This window comes from Ancylobacter sp. (genome assembly GCF_965279025.1).
Taxonomy (GTDB): Bacteria; Pseudomonadota; Alphaproteobacteria; order Rhizobiales; family Xanthobacteraceae; genus Ancylobacter.
This window is the reverse complement of sequence record NZ_OZ257132.1, coordinates 3,355,120-3,373,186: the sequence shown is the minus strand read 5'-3', so window position 1 is coordinate 3,373,186 and position 18,067 is coordinate 3,355,120. Positions and strand designations below refer to the sequence as shown.

Here is an 18,067-nt window from a genome sequence, read left to right as displayed (position 1 = left end):
ATGACCGGTACCGACAAAGGCCTGAGCTACCGCGATGCGGGCGTCGACATCGACGCCGGCAACCGGCTGGTCGATCTCATCAAGCCGCTGGTCAAGGCGACCCGCCGACGCGGCGCCGACGCCGATATCGGCGGCTTCGGCGGCGTGTTCGACCCGAAGGCCGCCGGCTTCAAGGACCCGCTCATCGTCGCCACCACCGATGGCGTCGGCACCAAGCTGAAGATCGCCATCGAAACCGGCCGGCACGAGACCATCGGCATCGACCTCGTGGCCATGTGCGTCAACGACCTCGTCGTGCAGGGCGCCGAGCCTCTCTTCTTCCTCGACTATTTCGCCACCGGCAAGCTGTCGCCGGAGGTGGGCGCCACCATCGTCGCCGGCATCGCCAAGGGCTGCGTCGAGGCCGGCTGCGCGCTGATCGGCGGCGAAACCGCCGAGATGCCCGGCATGTATGCCGAGGGCGACTACGACCTCGCCGGCTTCTCGGTCGGCGCGGTGGAACGCGGCGAACTTCTGCCCTCGCCGAATGTGCGTCCGGGCGACGTGCTGCTGGGCCTCGCCTCCTCCGGCGTGCATTCCAACGGCTATTCGCTGGTCCGCCGCATCGTCGAGGTCTCCGGCCTCGCCTGGGATGCCCCCGCCCCCTTCGCCAGCGGCCAAACGCTGGGCGAGGCGCTGCTCACCCCCACGCGGCTGTATGTGAAGTCGTCGCTCGCGGCCATCCGCTCCACCGGCAAGGTGAAGGCGCTCGCCCACATCACCGGCGGCGGGCTCACCGAGAACCTGCCGCGCGTGCTGCCCAAGCACACGGTCGGCCGCATCGACCTTGATGGCCTCAAGCTCCCCCCGGTGTTCCGCTGGCTGGCGCAGGTGGGCAAGGTGGCGCCGGAAGAGATGCTCCGCGCCTTCAACTGCGGCATCGGCATGGTGGTGGTCTGCGCGCCGGAAGACGCCGAGACCGTGGCCAACGCTTTCGCCGAGGGCGGCGAGGACGTGGTGCATCTCGGCGTCATCGAGCCGGGCGAAGGCGCGGCGCACACCGTCTATGACGGCAGCCTCGTCCTCGACACCCCGCTCTGAGGCGCATCCGGCCATGAGCAAGCCCCGCGTGGCCCTCCTCATCTCCGGGCGCGGCTCCAACATGATGTCGCTGATCGAGGCGGCGAGCGCCCCGGACTTCCCGGCCGAGATCGCCGTGGTGATCTCCAACCGCCCGGATGCGCACGGCCTCGCCCGCGCGCAGGCCTGCAACATCCCCACCCGTACCGTCGACCACAAGGCCTATGCCGACCGCGCCGCCTTCGACGCTGCGCTCGACGCCGTGCTGGCGGAGGAACAGGCCGACCTCGTCTGCCTCGCCGGCTTCATGCGCCTGCTCACCCCTAGCTTCACACAGAAATGGGCCGGGCGGATGATCAATATCCACCCCGCTTTGCTGCCCAGCTTCAAGGGGCTGCACACCCATGAGCGCGCCCTCGCGGAAGGCGTGCGCATCCATGGCTGCACGGTGCATTTCGTCACGCCGGAGATGGATGTCGGGCCCATCATCATGCAGGCCGCCGTGCCGGTGCTGGACGGCGACACGCCCGAGACGCTCGGCGCCCGCGTGCTGGCGCAGGAGCATGTGATCTACCCGGCCGCGCTGCGCCTCATCGCCGATGGCCGCGCCCGGCTCGACGGCGACCGCGTCGCCCTCGACGAGTTCACCCTCGCCCCGCCGGCGCTGGTGGTGCCGCCGGTCGGCTGATCTCAGGCGATGCCGACCGCCCGCACCGTGGGCGCTTCTTCCACGTCCTCGAGCGGGGCGATGGAGACCTGCATCGCCGTCATCACCGCATTGCCGTAGATGGTGGCGAAGGCCGCATCCGCCGCATCGCGGCCGACGCCGATGCGCACCAGCCCCTGCAGCGCAGCCTTGCGCGTGGGGTCGAACAGATACCAGGCGCCGTCGAGATAGCACTCGAACACGGCGTGGAAATCGGGCGGATCGAGCTGCCAGGCATAGGAACTGGCAAAGCGCGAGGGGATCGCCAGCGCGCGGCAGAAGGCGATGCCGAGATGGGCGAAATCCCGGCAGACGCCGGCCCGCTGCACCATGGTGTCATAGGCCGAGGTCTCGGAGTTCGAACTGCCGTTGAGATAATCGACATTGTCGTAGATCCAGTTGCAGATCGCCGTCACCCGCTCATGGCCGGTGGGGAGTGCGCCGAATTCGCGATAGGCGAAGCGCGCCAGCTGGTCGGACTGGCAGTAGCGGCTGGGGTTTAGAAACGGCACCACCTCCAGCGGCAATTCCGCCACCGGCGTCTCCGCGAGCGTGGCCGGGTCGGCGTCATACATGGAAAGCTCGACATTGGCCTCATAGTCGACCTCGAACGTGCCGGGCTCCACCACGACGCGCACCAGCCTCGTGCCGCCGTCGAGTTCGTGCCGGTCGATGGCGACGGCGGGGGTCAGGTCCAGCCTTTCCGAGAGAACCTTCTGGTTGCGCAGCGCCGCCGCCTCGATGTTGAGGATGAAGACGGTGGTTTCGCGCACCTCATAGGCGAGCCGCGAGGCGACGGTGAATTTCATGGGAGCCGGTTCCGATGGGAGGATTTGCCCCTATGACGCCCCGTCCGCCATTCGGTTCCCTCCGCTACCACATCTTTCGCCGCCTGCGCGCGGATTTAGTTGACACGGAAACCATTTCAACTAGTTTCCGCGTCAACCATCTAACGGAGACGACCGCCATGGGGACACCCCCGCCTCCCTCGGAACTGTCGGATCATCTCGGCTTCTGGCTGCGCTTCGTCTCCAACCATGTCTCGCAGGCCTTCGCCGCGCGCCTGGCGGAAAAGGGCGTGACGGTGGCCGAGTGGGTCGCGCTGCGCACGCTGTATGGCGCCCCGGCACTGGCGCCGAGCCGGGTCGCCGACGCCATGGGCATGACGCGCGGCGCCATCACCAAGCTGGCGGACCGGCTGATCGCCAAGGGCCTCGTTTCACGCGCGGCGAGCCCGGATGACGGCCGCGCCCAGACGCTGGCGCTCACCCCGGCCGGGCGGTCGCTGGTGCCGGAACTCGCCGCGCTGGCCGACGCCAATGACGACGCCTTCTTCGCCCACCTCACGAGCGAGGAGCGGGCAACGCTTGAAGCGCTTCTGCGCCGCACGGTGGCGCAGCACCGGCTGAACGCCGTTCCCCTCGGCTGAACTTTTCCAGGAGAGAGATCCCATGGACCCGCACCTCGCTGCTGTCGCCGCCGCCTGCCTCAAGGCTGCCGAAGAGGACACCATGCCCTTCCCGCACATCGTCGGAACGCTGATGCAGGCCGGCTTCGAGAGCTACGCGGTCGACTTCCGCCGGGCGACGGCGACCTATTTCCTGCCCGACGGCGAAAGCCTCGAAGTGCCGATGCACGCGCTCGACACCCCCGTTGCCCCCGCCTTCGACCCCGCGCCGCTTCGCGCGGCGATCCGCGAAGCGCAGCTTCAGGTTCCCGGCTACAGCTATAAGGGCTTCTGCGCCAAGGCCGCGCAGGCCGGTTGCGCCGGCTACATCGTCTCCTTCTCCGGCCGCCGAGCCCTTTACATCGGCCGCACCGCCGAGACCCATGTGGAGCTGTTTCCGGCTTAGAGCCTCACGATCCGCACCCGTTTGTCGTGCAGAGCCCCTGGGCCGCTAATGGCCGCCCGGCCAGCGGGCTCTGAGTTCCCGCTGTACCCTTAGAAGCGCTTCGATGCCCTCGGGCACGTAGTAGGCGAGTTCATCATCCATGTTGTGGGGATAACCCGTCAGGTTGTTCAGCGTATCGAGCACCGCAAGTCTGAAGTCCCGCAGGTCCATCTTTGGCTCAGGCCAGCCCATATAGACCTGCCGCAACGTCGCTCTATCAATGCCGAATATGGTAGAAAACTCTACTTCGGGGAAAAAATCACCTTCCGTCGCGGCTTTTACTGCACGGCCAACCATGTCGACATCCTCGGACGACAGCATATCCATGATCTTCGGCATGGCGCTTCTCAAAAAATCACCAAACACTCTACTGGCTTAGACTGCCTCACGGATGGGAGATCGAACAGTGGAAAACGCCAACCTGAATAAGATATGCCGACTTCTATACGATGCCTTCATTGAAATCCGAATGGCGTCCCGCGACGGCGAAAACACCATTAGCTTCGGGCTTGCAGACCTGCTCCACACGGTTCCCCTCTCAATCGCGAGAGAAGCGGCCGCCGGCAGCGATTTCGGCGACACACTTCGCACCGTCCTGGAGCGCGCCGAAGAGCGCGGAATAAGTTCGTGGGCGGAAACCCGCCTGGCGACGACGGCCGAGCCAGACCGCCCGGATTGAGGCGAGCCGTCTCTCGTCCTCCGCTCACGCCTTCCCGATCCGCACCCTATTGTCGTGCAGAGCCGCGCCGCCGGCCGGGGCGACGGGGTCGGCGCCGGTCAGGCTGTTGATGCCGCGACCGCCCGCATGGGCGCGGTTCGGCCAGATCGATTCCGCCACCACCACCCCGCGCCGCAGCCCGTCGAACAGGCGCGCATGCAGCCGCACCTCGCCCCGCGCGCTGGCCACGACGAGGAGGTCGCCCTCGCCCACCCCCAGCGAAGCCGCATCCTCCGGGTGGAGCATCAGCTCCGGCCGCCTCTCGCGCGCAATCGAGCCCGCCGTCTCGGTGAAGCTGGAATTGAGGAAGGACCGCGCTGGCGAGGTAACGAGGCGGAACGGGTAATCCTCATTCGCCTCCTCGATCACCGCCCAATGGTCCGGCCATGCCGGCATGTCGTGATAGGGCCCGAACTTGGCCGGCGCGGCGTAGCGCGCATGCGCCCAGTCCGGCTTCAGGCGGAATTTTCCGTCCGGCCAGTTGAAGCCCTTCGCATAATGCGCGGTGTCGAAATCCGGCTGCACGTCGAGGAAGCGCGCCTCCTCCAGTTCCTCCACCGTGCCGCGCCCCGCCGCCTGCAGCATCCAGTCGACATGCGCGCGCGGGCTCATCGCGAAGCCGGCATGCGCCGCGCCGAGCCGCTCCGCCAGCGCGCCGATCACCTCGTGATTGGTGCGGCACTCGCCCAAGGGCTCCACCAGCTTCGGGCCGAGGATGACATATTGATTGCCGCCGCCCTGGTAGAGGTCGTCATGCTCGGTGAACATGGTGGCGGGCAGCACGATGTCGGCCATGGCCGCCGTCTCGGTCATGAACTGCTCATGCACGGCGACGAACAAATCGTCCCGCGCGAAACCGCGCCGCACCTTTTCCTGGTCGGGCGCGATGGACACCGGGTTGGTGTTCTGGATCAGCATGGCGCTCACCGGCGGGCCGCCCAGCAGCGCCTCGGGGTCGCCGGTGAGGATGTCGCCGATGCGCGACTGGTCGAGCTCGCGCGCCGCGGTGGGGATATCCAGCCCCTCCACCATGGTCTTGTTCCAGCGATAGATCGCGCTGTTGGAATGGAAGACGCCGCCGCCCTCATGCTTCCACGCGCCGGTGATGGTGGGGATGCAGCTCACCGCGTGCATCGCCACCGCGCCGTTGCGCGAGCGGGTGAAGCCGTAACCGGCGCGGATGAAGGTTTTCGCGGTCCGGCCGATGGCGTGCGCGAACGCCTCGATCTCCTCCGCCGGCAGCCCGGTGATGGCCGCCGCCCATTCGGGCGTGCGTTGCTGGAGATGCGCCTCCAGGCCGGCGGCATCGTCGGCGAATTCCGCGAGATAGGCGCGATCGGCAAGGCCGTCGCGGAACAACACATGCATCACCGCGCAGGCCAGCGCCCCATCCGTCCCCGGGCGGATAAGCACGGCGATATCAGCCTGCTCCATGGTCGGCGAGCGGTAGACATCGACCACGGCGATCTTCGCCCCCCGCTCCTTGCGGGCGCGCATCGCGTGGGTCATCACATTGATCTGGGTGGAGACCGGGTTGGTGCCCCAGATGACCACGAGGTCGCTCTTCGCCATCTCGCGCGGGTCCGGTCCGGCGAGCTTGCCGGTGCCGGCCATGAAACCGCTCCAGGCGGGGTTGACGCAGATCGAGGAGAAGAAGCGCGAATAGCCCTTGGCGCGGGTCAGCCGGTTGATGCCGTCGCGCATCACCAGGCCCATCGTGCCGGCGTAGTAATAGGGCCAGACGGTTTCCGGCCCGTGCCGCCGCTCCGCCTCGCGAAAACGGTGGGCGATTTCGTCCAGCGCCTCGTCCCAGCCCATCGGCGCGAAGGCGCCGGCGCCTTTTGCCCCCATGCGGCGCAGCGGGCGGGTCAGCCGGTCGGGATGGTTCGCCCGCTCGGCATAGCGCGCGACCTTGGCGCAGATGATTCCGGCGGTGAAGCTGTTGGCGCGCGAGCCGCGCACCCGGCCGATGCGCCCGTCGCTGACCTCGACCTCCAGCGCGCAGGTGGAGGGGCAATCATGCGGGCAGGCGGAATAAAAGGTGCGGGTGGGCGAGAGGTGCTGATTCATGGGTGAGGCGCTCCACCACCTTTGTAGCGGAGCGCCTCACCTTTTTACACCTCAACCGAGGCCGGTCGCGCTCAGTGCGCGGCCGCCTCACGGCGACGGTTCTTGACGATCCAGCCGAAGCTGATGACGAAGACCGCGCCGACCACAGCCGCGAGATAGTGCGGAATGGCGGAGGGCTTCAGCCCCACCGGGTCCTCGGGATCGGCGATCACGTCGACCAGCCACGGGGCCATGCCCTGCATGGTCTCGAGCACCACCTTGTCGCTGACCAGCATCTCGCCGGCGATCCAGCCGAGCAGCGCCGCGCCGAACCAGATGAGGATCGGGAAGCGCGAGATCAGCTTCAGAATCAGCTGCGAGCCGAAGATGATCAGCGGGATGGTGAGCAGCAGGCCGAAGATGAACAGTTCGGCATGGCCGCGCGCCGCGGCGGCAATCGCCACCACATTGTCGAGGCTCATCACCGCGTCGGCAATGGCGATGGTGCGCACCGCCTTCCACAGGCTGTCCGCGCCTTCCACATGATGCCCCTCGCCGCCCTCGTCGAGCACCAGCTTGATGGCGATCCAGAACAGCAGCACGCCGCCCACCACCTTCAGGAACGGCACGCCGAGCATGTAGGAGACGACAAGCGCAAAGATGATGCGCAGGCCCACCGCCGCGCCGGCGCCGAGCAGGATGCCCCATTTGCGCTGCTTCTCGGGCAGCGAGCGGCAGGCGAGCGCGATGACCACCGCGTTGTCGCCGGAGAGCAGCAGGTCGATCCAGATGATCTGAAGCAACGCTACCCAGAAGATTGGGCTCGAGAAATCCATCATGTCCTCTCTGGTCGTCGATGTCGCAATGTCAGAAGGGAAACCCGCCGCGGCGATTACTGGAATACATAATTATTTACACCAGACTTCGCCTCTTGAACGCCGAACGCCCGCGACGGTGGATGTCGCGGGCGTCGACGGGAGGGAATCCCGGTCAGATCAGGAGCCGTGCGGCCCTGCGGTGTGGGCCGAGCCCTTCAGGCGCGAAATGCCCCAGCCGGCCGCCAGCACGATTGCCGCGCCGGCCACTGCCGCCGCATATTCGTAGTGATGGACAACGGCCTCGCCGAAATATTCCAGCACCTTGATGTCCGACACGAACATCTCGCCGGCGACCCAGCCGAGCAGCGCCGCGCCGGCCCAGACAAGGAACGGGAAGCGCGAGAGCAGGCTCATGATCAGCGCCGCACCGGCAATGATCATCGGGATGGAGATGACGAGGCCGATGATGATCAGCGTCCAGTTGCCATCCGCCACGGCGGCGATGGCGACCACATTGTCGAGGCTCATCACCAGATCGGCGATGGCGATGGTGCCCACCGCGCGCCAGAGATTGTCATGGGCGGCAACGCCGCCGTCCTCGCCCTCTTCGGGCAGCACCAGGTCAACGGCGATATACATGAGCGCCAGCGAGCCGACGATGCGCAGCCAGGGCAGCCCCAGCAGCACTGCGATGATCGCCGTGAAGACGATGCGCATGGCAACGGCGACACCCGCGCCGAGAATCATGCCCGTGCGGCGCATGCTGTCGGGCAGCGAGCGGCACGCCATGGCGATGACGACGGCGTTGTCGCCGGAAAGCAGGACGTTGATCCAGATGATTTTGAGAAGTGCCAGCCAGAATAGCGGCTCGAGATAGCTCATGGTCGTCATTCCCTCACCTTCCCGCCCGGATGCGGGCAGGACTCCAAGTCTGTTTGTCGGCGTTGGCGCGCCATTGTTTTTGGTGAGGCAAGAGGAGGTGGCTCCGGCGGGCCCACTCCCGGGCGCTCTTGGCGCGCCATTAACGGCATCCCCGCTGCGGGCCACTTCTCCATGGCCGGACCCCCGCAGCGCCATCTAGGGAACATACATAATAATCTATGCGGTGGCCAAGCCCGAATACCGCATTTTCTCAAAGATCGATGCTGCGAACGCTTAGTCTACGCTGCTCCGCAAAAGGAAACACCCCGCCCGGTAGTCCGGACGGGGTGCGATAGTAACGCTCTGCAAAGAGCGGAAAGCCGATCAGCCGACGATTTCGTTACCGGCGAAGAATTGGGCGATCTCGAGCTGGGCGTTCTCAAGGCTGTCGGAGCCGTGGGCCGAGTTCTCGCCGACCGAAAGAGCGAACTCCTTGCGGATGGTGCCCTCGGCGGCATTCGCCGGGTTGGTGGCGCCCATCACGTCGCGATAGGCGGCGACGGCGTTCTCGCCTTCGAGAACCTGCACGACGATCGGCTCGGAAATCATGAAGTCCACGAGCTCGCCGAAGAAGGGGCGCTCCTTGTGGACACCGTAGAAGGTTTCGGCCTGGGCGCGGGTGAGCAGCATGCGCTTCTGCGCGACGATGCGCAGGCCGGCCTTCTCGATGGTGGCGTTGATCGCGCCCGTGAGATTGCGACGGGTGGCGTCGGGCTTGATGATCGAAAAAGTGCGCTCGAGCGCCATGACGTGCTTCCTGAGGATACAAGGGGGCGAAAGGTTCGCAGCGGCTTATAGCGGCGCCTCCGCCTGCGGACAAGAGAACCGGACGCGGCGTTTTCGACAGCGTTTCGACAGCTGCGCGGCGTTAACCGTTCATCAACGAAATAGGTGCCTTGCGGGGGAACCGACCAGCGCTCATCTGTTTACCCGAAGGATGCGGTCCGTGGCCGCGGCTCAGGGGTTCAACTGATGAAGAAATGTTTTGTCGCCGCGTTGGTTATGGCGGCTGTGCTTGTCGGCCTTCTGGCACTCCCTTTCCTGCCGGTGGCCGACGCGACGACGGACCCGCTGCGCACCCCTAAGGGCTACAAGACCTGCTTCCTGGAGCGTCGCGCCGTGTACACGGATGGCACGCCGCGCTGGGTGAAGGCGTCGCGTTGCGTATTCGCGGAATAATCGTCGGATCACGACTTCATGATTGCCCCTTGGAACTTCATTCGGAGTTCGCACGTTAAGGGGGTGTTAACGGACGGGAAGAGGCAAAACAGGAATGACAGAACGTTCAACGTTCCGTTCCGCTGGGCCAGCCGCGACAAGCGGCGCAGCAGCAGGGCGTCCTGTTTTCTCTCAGCCGGGTTCGCAGGCGTGAGTGACCTAATGGCAGTTTAATATCCGGTGGTTCATCCGCCGGCAGGTGGATGAGGTGCCGAGATGTACAAGGCCATTGCCATCAGTGCCGTCGCAGCCGCGATGGGGTTTACCGCTCTCTTCGTGGGAGCGGCGGACGCCACGGGATATTTCAAGCGCCAGTCGCCGGCCGCGACGGTCGAGATTCCGATCGAGCAAGTCGCGGGTGATTGCGTGATGCAGTCGCGCTGGGTGAGCGATGCCGGCCGCATGGTCGAAGTCGACCGTCCGGTTTGCTACTGAGGTCGGTCTTGTCGGCCTCATCGGCCTTACACTCCACCTCACTGCACTCACCCTCCACGCATTTTGAAGGTTAGGCTCGCGGCATCCCCACTCCCCCAAGCCCCAACGCGAGCCCATCAGCCCCGGCTTCTCCCCCAAGGAGCCGGGGCATTTTTTTGTTCCGTGCGGCAGAGCGGACGCGGCGGGCGGCCATCACCGCGCTCGGCACCTCCGCCAGAAAATGAATGTTGGCCAACAGCGCATTCAGCAGCGGTTGCCCATGCCCCAGGCATGATCGCGCTATTCCGGCAACGGAAGCGGACGACCTCCTCCGTCCCCGCCGACCCGGCGGAGGCCCGACGCATCGCCCCGGCCCGTTGCTCGCAGCGGAGCCGGGGCGCCTGCCTGCGCCGAACGGGCCGCGGCACGGCCCTGACGACCGATTGATGGCGCTCATCACGACTGTGAATTGGAAATGGGTCACCGGGCGGTGCACCCTGGTGCCGGCCTTACCTGCCGGTCGCTGCCGAGAGGTCACGGGAGAACACGCGCCATGACACCCGCCATCATCCCACCTGCCGCCTCATCCACCGCCCGGCCTGACATTGCGCGGGACAATCTCGCCACCCGGCGCTACCGCGATTTCGCGGCCTACAATGAATGGGCCAATCAGCGCCTCTACGCCGCCGCCGCCCGGCTGAGCGAGGGGCAATATCGCGCCGATCGCGGCGCCTTTTTCGGCTCGGTGCACGGCACGCTCAACCATATCCTCGTCGGCGACCGGCTGTGGATGCGGCGGATCACTGGCACCGGCGACGCCCCCGCCGGCCTCGACACCATCTTGTTCGAGACACTGGCGGAACTCGCGCACGCCCGCGCCGCCGAAGACACCCGCATCATCGACCACATGAACCAGCTCGACGCGACGGCGCTGGAGGCCGAGCTGTCCTACGCCAATGTCTCAGGGAGTCGCTTCAGCCAGCCACTCGCCTCGGTGCTCGACCATGTCTTCAACCACCAGACCCATCATCGCGGCCAGGTGCACTGCCTCATCAGCAGCCATCTCGGCAATGAGGCCGCACCTCCGCTGGACCTGATCGCCTTCCAACGCGAGAGCGGCGCGGCGCGGACCGGATGAGATCGCGGCCTCTGGCCTCCCCTCTATCCCTCTGACGCTCTTGCCCGCCGGGCCTTGGCACGGCACAAGACCCGCATGATCATTCTCGACGATATCTCGCTGCGCGTTGCCGGCCGGCTCCTGATCGACCACGCCTCGGTGGCGCTGCCGGAAGGCGCGCGGATCGGGCTCGTCGGCCGCAACGGCACCGGCAAGACCACCTTGTTTCGCGCCATTACCGGCGACCTCTCGCTGGAGAGCGGCGAGATCCGCATTCCCTCCGCCGCCCGCATTGGCCAGGTGGCGCAGGAAGCCCCGGCCGGACCGGAGAAGCTTATCGACGTGGTACTGGCCGCCGACACCGAGCGCGCGGCGCTGTTGAAAGAGCGTGAGGAAACGAGCGATCCCACGCGGATTGCCGATATCGAACTGCGTCTCGTCGATATCGACGCCCATGCCGCACCCGCGCGCGCGGCGCGCATTCTTGCCGGCCTCGGCTTCGACGACGACGCCCAGCAGCGGCCTTGTTCGGAATTCTCCGGCGGCTGGCGCATGCGGGTAGCCCTCGCCGCCCTGCTCTTCGCCGAGCCGGACCTGCTGCTGCTCGACGAGCCTACCAACTATCTCGACCTCGAAGGCACGCTCTGGCTGCAGGACTTTCTCGCCCGCTATCCCCGCACCGTGCTGATCGTCAGCCATGACCGCGAATTGCTGAACCAGTCGGTCGGCTTTATCCTTCATCTGGATCAGGCGAAACTGACGCTCTGGCGGGGCGGCTACGATTCCTTCGAGCGGCAGCGGGCCGAAAAGCTGGTCGTCGACCAGAAGGCGCGCGCGAAGCAGGAAGCCAAGCGCAAGCATATGGAAGCGTTTGTGGAGCGCTTCCGTGCCAAGGCGACGAAGGCAAAGCAGGCGCAGTCGCGCCTCAAGGCGCTGGCGCGGATGGCGCCACTGGCGGAGGCCGCGAGCGAGACCGCCGCGGCCATCTCGATACGCCATCCAACGCGCATCCCCTCGCCGCCGATCCTGACCCTCGACGGCGTCTCCGCCGGCTACGAGCCGGGGCGGCCGATCCTGCGGAGCCTGACGCTCCGCATCGACCATGACGACCGCATCGCCCTCCTCGGCCCCAATGGCAACGGCAAGTCGACCTTCGCCAAGCTGATCTCGGGCCGACTGGCGCCGCTCGGCGGCACCATGGTGCGCGCGGCCGGGCTCGACATCGCCTATCTCGCGCAGCACCAGCTCGACGAACTGATCGCCGACGAGACGGTCTATGATCATGTGCGCCGGCTGATGCCGGACGCGCCGGAAGCGAAGGTGCGCTCGCGTGCCGCCGAGATGGGCTTTTCTGGCGGCACCGCCAATACCACCATCGCCGCGCTGTCCGGCGGCGAAAAGGCGCGGCTGCTGCTCGGCCTCGCCGCCTTTCACGGGCCGCATCTGCTGATCCTCGATGAGCCCACCAATCATCTCGACATCGCCGCCCGGCAGGCGCTGACCGAAGCGATCAACGATTTCCCCGGCGCCGTCATCCTCATCAGCCATGACCGCACCCTCCTAGACGCCAGCGCCGAGCGGCTATGGCTGGTGGCGGAGGGGACGGTGCGCCCCTATGACGGCGATCTCGACGAGTACCAGAAGCTGGTTGTCGGCCGCAGCGCCTCCTCGTCGCGCAAGGAGGCAAGCGGCACCCGCGCCGATGAGCGCCGCCAGGCTGCCGACCGGCGGGCCGAGGCGGCGCCGCTGCGCAAACGCGTCAAGGAACTGGAAGCGGCGATGGTGAAGCTGGAGCGCAGTATAGCGGCGCTCGATGCCAAGCTCGCCGATGACTCGCTTTACATCCGCGCGCCGTCGGAGGCGCAGCGTTTCGCCCGGGAGCGCGGGTCCGCAGCAGAGGCGCTGGCCAAGGCGGAAGAGGACTGGCTGCACGCGTCAGCGAGCCTCGACGAGGCCATGGCGTCCTGAGCCTGCCGGGCTCAACCCACTAGAAAATCCAGACTGCCTGAATCTTCGCCCGCGCGGACCTTTGTCCGGGCGGCTGACGCGCGTGCTACAGGCAGGGGCAACTCGCGGGCACGCCCACAAACACCGGCCGCAAACGCAAAAAGCCCCGGCGCAAGGCCGGGGCTTTCCGTAGAACCGATCTCGGAGAGATCAGAAGGTGCGCTTGGCAGAGAACACAACGCGGTTCTGCGAGTATTCTTCCGAGTAGCTGAACGGCTCGAGCCAGTCGGAACCAGCGTATTCGGCGGTCAGATAGTCGTACTGGAGGACGAGGGTCAGACCCTTGACCGGAACCCAACCGATGTTGACGCCGACATTGTAGCCGGTGAAGTCGGTCGAGGCCACGCCTTCAGAGTCACCCACAGCGTAGGCGATGCCGAAGTTGTCGGTCTGCGTGTAGCTGCCGACCAGGGTGGTGAACACCGAGGGGGTCCAGTAGTGGATCAGCGCGCCGCCGACGTACCAGCCGGTGACAGCATCGCCAAGAGCGTCGACGACCGGGATCGTGCCGGCAAGGCCGAGATAGCCCGGAGCGCCCGAGGCGTAAGCGCCTTCGACGTACAGGGTGGTGGTCTCAGCGAAGTCGAAACGAACGCCGGCGAGAACGGCCCAGCCAGCCTTGTCATTGGAATAGAACGGGATCTCATCGCCGAACCCGTCGAGAGCGCTGTAGTTTCCGATGTCGTGATACGCACCGGAGACCTTGAACGCGCCCCACGTGCCTTCGTAGGCAATGTTGGCAACGATGTCCGGAACCTGCTGACCATCAAGGTCAGTAAAGTTGTCGTACTCGTCATCGCGGTTGTACGAATCTTCGAGGGCGATGGTCGCCGAGAAGCCGTTACCGAAGTCAGCGGTGTACTGGATCACGTTCAGGGTCGAATCCGAGTAGTAGTTACCCGGCTGAATGCCCTGCCAGCCGTCGCCAGCCCAGAAGTCGAACGCCGAGGTGGCGCGACCGAAGGTGAAGCCAGCGAACTGGATGTAGCCGTACTTCATGTAGACGGTGTTCAGCGACTCATCGTTGAAGCTGAACTGACCGGTCTCGACTTCCTGGCCGAAGCCGTAGTACTCGCCCGCCTCGAAGCGACCTTCGAAGTACGAACGCAGGGTGCCGTATTCGGTCTGCGTACGGGCATCGAGCTGAACGCCGACGCGGGTATAGAAGTAGGTCTGCCCGTCCGGATCGTTGTCGCCACGGATGGCAACACCAGGCGCCGTGAAGCGGGTCTTGCCTTCGATGTCGGCGTAGTAGGTGTCGGCCGTCACGTAGCCACCAACCTTGAGGCAGGTGTCGGTGCCGGGGATATAATAGAAGCCCGCGCCGTAGGTGGAGCAGATCTTCACATATTCCGCAGCCTTCGCCTTCACAGGCAGATCGGCCGCCGCAGCAGTCCCGACCATAGCAAGCCCAGCAACCGAGCCGAGCAGCACATTCTTAATGACCGTCTTCAATTTCATTCTCCCCCAAATTGGACCAATGTTGGGTTTTCGATTGTCAGGACCCGCCGCACGGCGCGGCACCCACAGCGATACTGTTCGAAACCCCCCGGCGGTGCAAAGCCAAAGTAGCCCTCTGACCGCCTTCCCGCCTATTCCGCAACGAAGTGTTGCCATCGAGACACATTTTTCACGTTGCCCCCAAAGTACCGAAGCGCCGCCGGAGCGGCATCGAAAAGCGTTGGTAAATCAGGGATTAACGGCCCTACGGGAGAAAGGCAGGTCCGTGGAGGCGCGGCAATTGTGGCATGGCGCGTCACCGCACCGCCCCAATCAACGGCGCTGCCAGCGCCCGTTTGTGTCCTGCTGCCAGTATGTGACCTCATGGCCGCCGGCCCGCGCGCTGCGCCAGGCCTCGCGCACCGGCTCGACAGCGTCGGAATCGTTACCGTCAAACAGGTGGATCACTCTCTGATAGGCGCCGACATCGGAAATCATCGCGCCATCGATGAGGAATCGGACTGCGGCATCGTTGGGATTTGATTCGTCGATGGTCAGGAGAATCGGCTGGCGCGCCGGCTCGGACTGGCGGTCGGTGCCATGCGGCAGGAACGACGCATCATCATAGGTCCAGAGCAACTGGTCGAGGGCTTCGACCCGTTCAGGCGACGTCGCCTGAACGGCGCAGCGCCAGCCCCGCTCCAGGCACTTCTCCAGGAGCTGGGGCAGGACAGCGTCAAGTGGCCGGTTCTGCAGGTGATAGAAAAGCACTTCCGTCATGAAACGCCTCCCCTCTCCCGCTCAGCTCCGGCCGCGCAAGGCGCGGGTCACGATTCGTAGTGGCGGGCGACCAGATCGTCGAGCAGGCGCACGCCCCAGCCGGCGCCCCAGCTGCGGTTGAACTCCGTCGCGGGCGAGGCCATGGCGGTGCCGGCGATGTCGAGATGCGCCCACGGCACGTCGCCGACGAAGCGCTGGATGAACTGCGCGGCGGTGATCGAGCCGCCGAAGCGCCCGCCTGTGTTCTTCATGTCGGCAAACTTCGAATCAATGAGCTTGTCGTATTCCGCCGAGAGCGGCAGGCGCCACACCTTCTCCCCCGTCGTGAGGCCCGATTCGGTAAGCCGGGAGGCGAGCGTGTCGTTGTTGGAGAACAGGCCGGCATGCTCGGTGCCGAGCGCGACGATGATGGCGCCGGTGAGCGTGGCGAGGTCGACCATGAATTGCGGCTTGAAGCGCTCCTTGGCGTACCAGAGCACGTCGCCCAGCACGAGGCGGCCCTCGGCGTCGGTGTTGATGATCTCGATGGTCTGGCCCGACATGGAGGTGACGATGTCGCCCGGGCGCTGCGCCTTGCCGTCGGGCATGTTCTCGACGAGCCCGATGAGGCCGACCGCGTTGACCTTGGCCTTGCGGCTGGCAAGGGCGTGCATCAGCCCGACGACGCAGGCGGCGCCCGCCATGTCGCCCTTCATGTCCTCCATGCCGGCAGCCTGCTTGATCGAGATGCCGCCGGTGTCGAACACCACGCCCTTACCGACGAACGCCACCGGCGCCTCGCCGGACTTTCCGCCATTCCAGCGCATGACGACGACGCGGGTTTCCTGCTCGGAACCCTGGCCGACACCGAGCAGCGCGCCCATGCCGAGCTTCTTCAGGTCCTTCTCGCCCAGAACCTCGACGTCGACGCCGACCTTGGCCAGATCTCCGGCGCGCTTGGCAAACTCGGTTGGGGTGAGCACGTTGGCGGGCTCGTTGACCAGATCGCGGGCCATGACGACGCCCTCGCCGATGCCCTCGCGCTTCTTCCAGGCGCGCTTGGCCGCCGCATCATCCTCTATATAAAGAGTGACCTTCGGCTTGGGCGACGCCTCGTCCGCCTTCTTCTTCGTCTTGTAGCGGTCGAAGGCATAGGCGCGCAGGCGAAGGCCGAGCGCCAGTTCGGCCGCCGCTTCGGCCGGCACTTCGCCGCCCGGCAGCGCCACAACCACGCTCACATCCTTGGCCGAGGCCGGCAGGCGGCCCATGATGGCCCCGCCGAGCTTGAGCCAGTCAAAGGCGTTCAGGTTCGGCACCTTGCCGACGCCCATGATAATGAGGCGCGACGCGTCGAGGCCGGTGGGAGCGATGAGTTCCAACGACTTGCCGGACTTGCCGGTGAAGCGATCGGCCTGGACGGCGCCCGCGACGAGCGGGCCGGACGGCGCGAGAAGGGCCTCCACCGCCGGTGCGAGCGCCGGTGCCTCGCCTTCCGCCGGCTCGGCGGCAAGGAGAACGACGATCCCTTCCAGGGCGGCCGGAAACTTGGCGAAACTGATCTTCACATGGTCGGGCATCGGGGCACCTTGATTGGTCTCGGCTCTCTTCGTTCTCTTTAGCCGAATGCGCGACGGGGGACGAGCCTCAAAGGATCACGGCGTTAACGCGGCTTCGCCCGATTTGCGCCGGAACGCGCAGCCAATTATGCATCGTGCGCAGTGAAGGCCACGCCGGGGCGGCGGGCGCCATCGACAGGGATCAGGATACGCCGCTCGATGAACCGCCTGGATCGTTACGTGTTCCGCTCGGCCGCCACGGCCTTTCTGGGAATACTCGTGGTTCTGACCGCCATGATCTGGGTGACGCAGGCCCTGCGTGAACTCGACATCATGACGACGCAGGGCCAGACGATTCTCGCCTTCGTCGTCATCACCGCCCTCGCTTTGCCCGCCCTCATCCTCGGCCTCGCGCCGGCGGCACTGTTCATGGCGGTGACGCACACGCTCTTCCGCATGAACAGCGATTCCGAGATCGTCGTGGCGAGCGCTGCCGGGATTTCCACCTGGCGCTTCCTGCGCCCTCTCATCATCCTCGCCCTGCTCGTCGCCGCCTGCTGCGCCGCGTTGTCGATGGAGCTGGTGCCGGCGGCCATGCGCCAGTTCCGCTACGAGATCACCCGCGTGCGGGCCGACGTGGTCGCCTTCATCGCCCAGCCGGGCCGGTTCACCACCCTCTCCCAGGGCATGGTGTTCCACGTGCGCGAGCGCAACGCGAATGGCGTGCTGGGCGGCATTTTCATCAATGACGCCCGCGATCCCAAGCAGGTAAACACCTATCTCGCCGAGCGCGGGCAAGTGATCGACTCGGCGGAGGGGACGTTCCTCGTTCTCGAAGACGGCGCCATCCACAGGCGCACCCCCGGCAAGGCCGACAGCAATGTCGTCGAGTTCCAGCGCTACGCGTTCGACCTCTCGCCCTTCACCAACAGCGGCGAGAAGACGGTCTATCGCGCACCGGAGCGCTCGTTCGGCGAGCTGTGGAGTCCTAACCCGAAGGATGTCGTCATTCTGCTCGAAGGCAAGGGCCGCTTTACCGAGGAGTTGCACCGACGCCTCTCGCTACCGCTCTATGTGCTGGCCTTCTTCGCCATCGCCTGCGCTGCGCTGGCGGAGCCGCGCACGACGCGCGAAGGGCGCGGACTGGCGTTGGCGGGAACCGCACCCTTCATCATCTTCCTGCAGGTCACCAGCTTCGGGCTGATCAACCAAGTGCGCAACGAGCCGGGCCTGGTTCCCGTGGTCTACCTTGTGCCCATCGTGTTCATTCTCGGGTCGCTCCTGTCGCTGAGCGGGCGCTTCAAGCCGCGCATGCCCGCCGCGATTCGGGAAAAGATCGATCGCCTCGCCCAGCGCGTCGTGCGCGCCACCGTGAATTGAGCCGGCACATGCG

General features: G+C 65.9%; 19 protein-coding genes. 10 read left to right on the top strand and 9 right to left on the bottom strand.

Annotated features, from left to right (window positions below; genetic code table 11):
* A complete protein-coding gene (gene purM / locus ACQY76_RS15605; RefSeq protein ID WP_428029645.1) occupies positions 1 to 1,080 on the top strand; it encodes a phosphoribosylformylglycinamidine cyclo-ligase in 1,080 nt (359 codons plus the stop codon).
* A gap of 13 nt (positions 1,081 to 1,093) precedes the next feature.
* Positions 1,094 to 1,747, top strand: coding sequence for a phosphoribosylglycinamide formyltransferase (gene purN, locus ACQY76_RS15600; protein WP_428029644.1), 654 nt, complete (start codon positions 1,094 to 1,096; stop codon positions 1,745 to 1,747).
* 2 nt (positions 1,748 to 1,749) lie between these two features.
* Here the strand turns inward: purN and ACQY76_RS15595 are convergent, their stop codons facing one another.
* The gene (locus tag ACQY76_RS15595; protein WP_428029643.1) at positions 1,750 to 2,574 is read right to left on the bottom strand and encodes a transglutaminase-like domain-containing protein; all 825 of its coding nucleotides are present in this window, start codon (positions 2,572 to 2,574) and stop codon (positions 1,750 to 1,752) included.
* A gap of 158 nt (positions 2,575 to 2,732) precedes the next feature.
* Here ACQY76_RS15595 and ACQY76_RS15590 point away from each other — a divergent pair, with 158 nt between their 5' ends.
* Together ACQY76_RS15590 and ACQY76_RS15585 are read left to right on the top strand one after the other, a co-directional pair.
* Positions 2,733 to 3,194: a MarR family winged helix-turn-helix transcriptional regulator gene (locus tag ACQY76_RS15590; protein WP_428029642.1), complete on the top strand. Its 462-nt coding sequence runs from the start codon at positions 2,733 to 2,735 to the stop codon at positions 3,192 to 3,194.
* 22 nt (positions 3,195 to 3,216) lie between these two features.
* Positions 3,217 to 3,618, top strand: coding sequence for a DUF1398 domain-containing protein (locus ACQY76_RS15585; protein WP_428029641.1), 402 nt, complete (start codon positions 3,217 to 3,219; stop codon positions 3,616 to 3,618).
* A 45-nt stretch (positions 3,619 to 3,663) separates the two neighbouring features.
* On the opposite strand, the gene ACQY76_RS15580 is transcribed toward ACQY76_RS15585, so the two are convergent.
* Entirely contained in the window at positions 3,664 to 3,996 is a 333-nt protein-coding gene (locus ACQY76_RS15580; RefSeq protein WP_428029640.1) for a hypothetical protein, read from the bottom strand.
* A 67-nt stretch (positions 3,997 to 4,063) separates the two neighbouring features.
* On the opposite strand from ACQY76_RS15580, the gene ACQY76_RS15575 reads away from it, so the two are divergent.
* Entirely contained in the window at positions 4,064 to 4,336 is a 273-nt protein-coding gene (locus tag ACQY76_RS15575) for a hypothetical protein (protein WP_428029639.1), read from the top strand.
* Positions 4,337 to 4,360: 24 nt separating this feature from the next.
* On the opposite strand, the gene ACQY76_RS15570 is transcribed toward ACQY76_RS15575, so the two are convergent.
* The 4 genes from ACQY76_RS15570 to ndk form a co-directional block, all read right to left on the bottom strand.
* Complete coding sequence (locus tag ACQY76_RS15570; protein ID WP_428029638.1) at positions 4,361 to 6,445, bottom strand: molybdopterin-containing oxidoreductase family protein; 2,085 nt, start codon at positions 6,443 to 6,445, stop codon at positions 4,361 to 4,363.
* A gap of 71 nt (positions 6,446 to 6,516) precedes the next feature.
* Positions 6,517 to 7,260 (bottom strand): TerC family protein, encoded by a 744-nt coding sequence (locus ACQY76_RS15565; protein ID WP_428033028.1) that lies wholly within the window; start codon positions 7,258 to 7,260, stop codon positions 6,517 to 6,519.
* Between the two features lie 159 nt (positions 7,261 to 7,419).
* The gene (locus ACQY76_RS15560) at positions 7,420 to 8,124 is read right to left on the bottom strand and encodes a TerC family protein (protein WP_428029637.1); all 705 of its coding nucleotides are present in this window, start codon (positions 8,122 to 8,124) and stop codon (positions 7,420 to 7,422) included.
* Positions 8,125 to 8,487: 363 nt separating this feature from the next.
* Positions 8,488 to 8,910, bottom strand: a complete 423-nt coding sequence (gene ndk, locus ACQY76_RS15555) for a nucleoside-diphosphate kinase (RefSeq protein WP_428029636.1) — start codon at positions 8,908 to 8,910, stop codon at positions 8,488 to 8,490.
* Positions 8,911 to 9,135: 225 nt separating this feature from the next.
* Between ndk and ACQY76_RS15550 the strand changes: the two genes are divergently transcribed.
* The 4 genes from ACQY76_RS15550 to ACQY76_RS15535 all read left to right on the top strand — a co-directional run bounded on the left by ACQY76_RS15550 (position 9,136) and on the right by ACQY76_RS15535 (position 12,880).
* Positions 9,136 to 9,342: a hypothetical protein gene (locus tag ACQY76_RS15550; protein WP_428029635.1), complete on the top strand. Its 207-nt coding sequence runs from the start codon at positions 9,136 to 9,138 to the stop codon at positions 9,340 to 9,342.
* A gap of 255 nt (positions 9,343 to 9,597) precedes the next feature.
* Positions 9,598 to 9,816 carry a hypothetical protein gene (locus ACQY76_RS15545; RefSeq protein ID WP_428029634.1) on the top strand — a complete coding sequence of 73 codons (219 nt, stop codon included), beginning with the start codon at positions 9,598 to 9,600 and terminating at the stop codon, positions 9,814 to 9,816.
* 532 nt (positions 9,817 to 10,348) lie between these two features.
* Positions 10,349 to 10,933 carry a DinB family protein gene (locus ACQY76_RS15540; protein ID WP_428029633.1) on the top strand — a complete coding sequence of 195 codons (585 nt, stop codon included), beginning with the start codon at positions 10,349 to 10,351 and terminating at the stop codon, positions 10,931 to 10,933.
* A 75-nt stretch (positions 10,934 to 11,008) separates the two neighbouring features.
* Complete coding sequence (locus tag ACQY76_RS15535) at positions 11,009 to 12,880, top strand: ATP-binding cassette domain-containing protein (RefSeq protein ID WP_428029632.1); 1,872 nt, start codon at positions 11,009 to 11,011, stop codon at positions 12,878 to 12,880.
* Between the two features lie 189 nt (positions 12,881 to 13,069).
* On the opposite strand, the gene ACQY76_RS15530 is transcribed toward ACQY76_RS15535, so the two are convergent.
* From ACQY76_RS15530 to ACQY76_RS15520, 3 genes are all read right to left on the bottom strand, one after another.
* Complete coding sequence (locus tag ACQY76_RS15530) at positions 13,070 to 14,380, bottom strand: porin (protein ID WP_428029631.1); 1,311 nt, start codon at positions 14,378 to 14,380, stop codon at positions 13,070 to 13,072.
* Positions 14,381 to 14,692: 312 nt separating this feature from the next.
* The gene (locus ACQY76_RS15525; protein ID WP_428029630.1) at positions 14,693 to 15,139 is read right to left on the bottom strand and encodes a DNA polymerase III subunit chi; all 447 of its coding nucleotides are present in this window, start codon (positions 15,137 to 15,139) and stop codon (positions 14,693 to 14,695) included.
* 47 nt (positions 15,140 to 15,186) lie between these two features.
* On the bottom strand, positions 15,187 to 16,695 hold the full coding sequence (locus tag ACQY76_RS15520; protein ID WP_428029629.1) for a leucyl aminopeptidase: 1,509 nt from the start codon (positions 16,693 to 16,695) through the stop codon (positions 15,187 to 15,189).
* 198 nt (positions 16,696 to 16,893) lie between these two features.
* Between ACQY76_RS15520 and lptF the strand changes: the two genes are divergently transcribed.
* Positions 16,894 to 18,054, top strand: a complete 1,161-nt coding sequence (gene lptF / locus ACQY76_RS15515) for an LPS export ABC transporter permease LptF (protein WP_428029628.1) — start codon at positions 16,894 to 16,896, stop codon at positions 18,052 to 18,054.
* Positions 18,055 to 18,067 lie beyond the last annotated feature (13 nt).

Coding starts and splice junctions, on each gene's coding strand:
- purM (WP_428029645.1), top strand. CDS start 1: ATGACCGGTACCGACAAAGGCCTGAGCTACCGCGATGCGGGCGTCGAC.
- purN (WP_428029644.1), top strand. CDS start 1,094: ATGAGCAAGCCCCGCGTGGCCCTCCTCATCTCCGGGCGCGGCTCCAAC.
- ACQY76_RS15595 (WP_428029643.1), bottom strand. CDS start 2,574: ATGAAATTCACCGTCGCCTCGCGGCTCGCCTATGAGGTGCGCGAAACC.
- ACQY76_RS15590 (WP_428029642.1), top strand. CDS start 2,733: ATGGGGACACCCCCGCCTCCCTCGGAACTGTCGGATCATCTCGGCTTC.
- ACQY76_RS15585 (WP_428029641.1), top strand. CDS start 3,217: ATGGACCCGCACCTCGCTGCTGTCGCCGCCGCCTGCCTCAAGGCTGCC.
- ACQY76_RS15580 (WP_428029640.1), bottom strand. CDS start 3,996: ATGCCGAAGATCATGGATATGCTGTCGTCCGAGGATGTCGACATGGTT.
- ACQY76_RS15570 (WP_428029638.1), bottom strand. CDS start 6,445: ATGAATCAGCACCTCTCGCCCACCCGCACCTTTTATTCCGCCTGCCCG.
- ACQY76_RS15565 (WP_428033028.1), bottom strand. CDS start 7,260: ATGGATTTCTCGAGCCCAATCTTCTGGGTAGCGTTGCTTCAGATCATC.
- ACQY76_RS15560 (WP_428029637.1), bottom strand. CDS start 8,124: ATGAGCTATCTCGAGCCGCTATTCTGGCTGGCACTTCTCAAAATCATC.
- ndk (WP_428029636.1), bottom strand. CDS start 8,910: ATGGCGCTCGAGCGCACTTTTTCGATCATCAAGCCCGACGCCACCCGT.
- ACQY76_RS15550 (WP_428029635.1), top strand. CDS start 9,136: ATGAAGAAATGTTTTGTCGCCGCGTTGGTTATGGCGGCTGTGCTTGTC.
- ACQY76_RS15545 (WP_428029634.1), top strand. CDS start 9,598: ATGTACAAGGCCATTGCCATCAGTGCCGTCGCAGCCGCGATGGGGTTT.
- ACQY76_RS15540 (WP_428029633.1), top strand. CDS start 10,349: ATGACACCCGCCATCATCCCACCTGCCGCCTCATCCACCGCCCGGCCT.
- ACQY76_RS15535 (WP_428029632.1), top strand. CDS start 11,009: ATGATCATTCTCGACGATATCTCGCTGCGCGTTGCCGGCCGGCTCCTG.
- ACQY76_RS15530 (WP_428029631.1), bottom strand. CDS start 14,380: ATGAAATTGAAGACGGTCATTAAGAATGTGCTGCTCGGCTCGGTTGCT.
- ACQY76_RS15525 (WP_428029630.1), bottom strand. CDS start 15,139: ATGACGGAAGTGCTTTTCTATCACCTGCAGAACCGGCCACTTGACGCT.
- ACQY76_RS15520 (WP_428029629.1), bottom strand. CDS start 16,695: ATGCCCGACCATGTGAAGATCAGTTTCGCCAAGTTTCCGGCCGCCCTG.
- lptF (WP_428029628.1), top strand. CDS start 16,894: ATGAACCGCCTGGATCGTTACGTGTTCCGCTCGGCCGCCACGGCCTTT.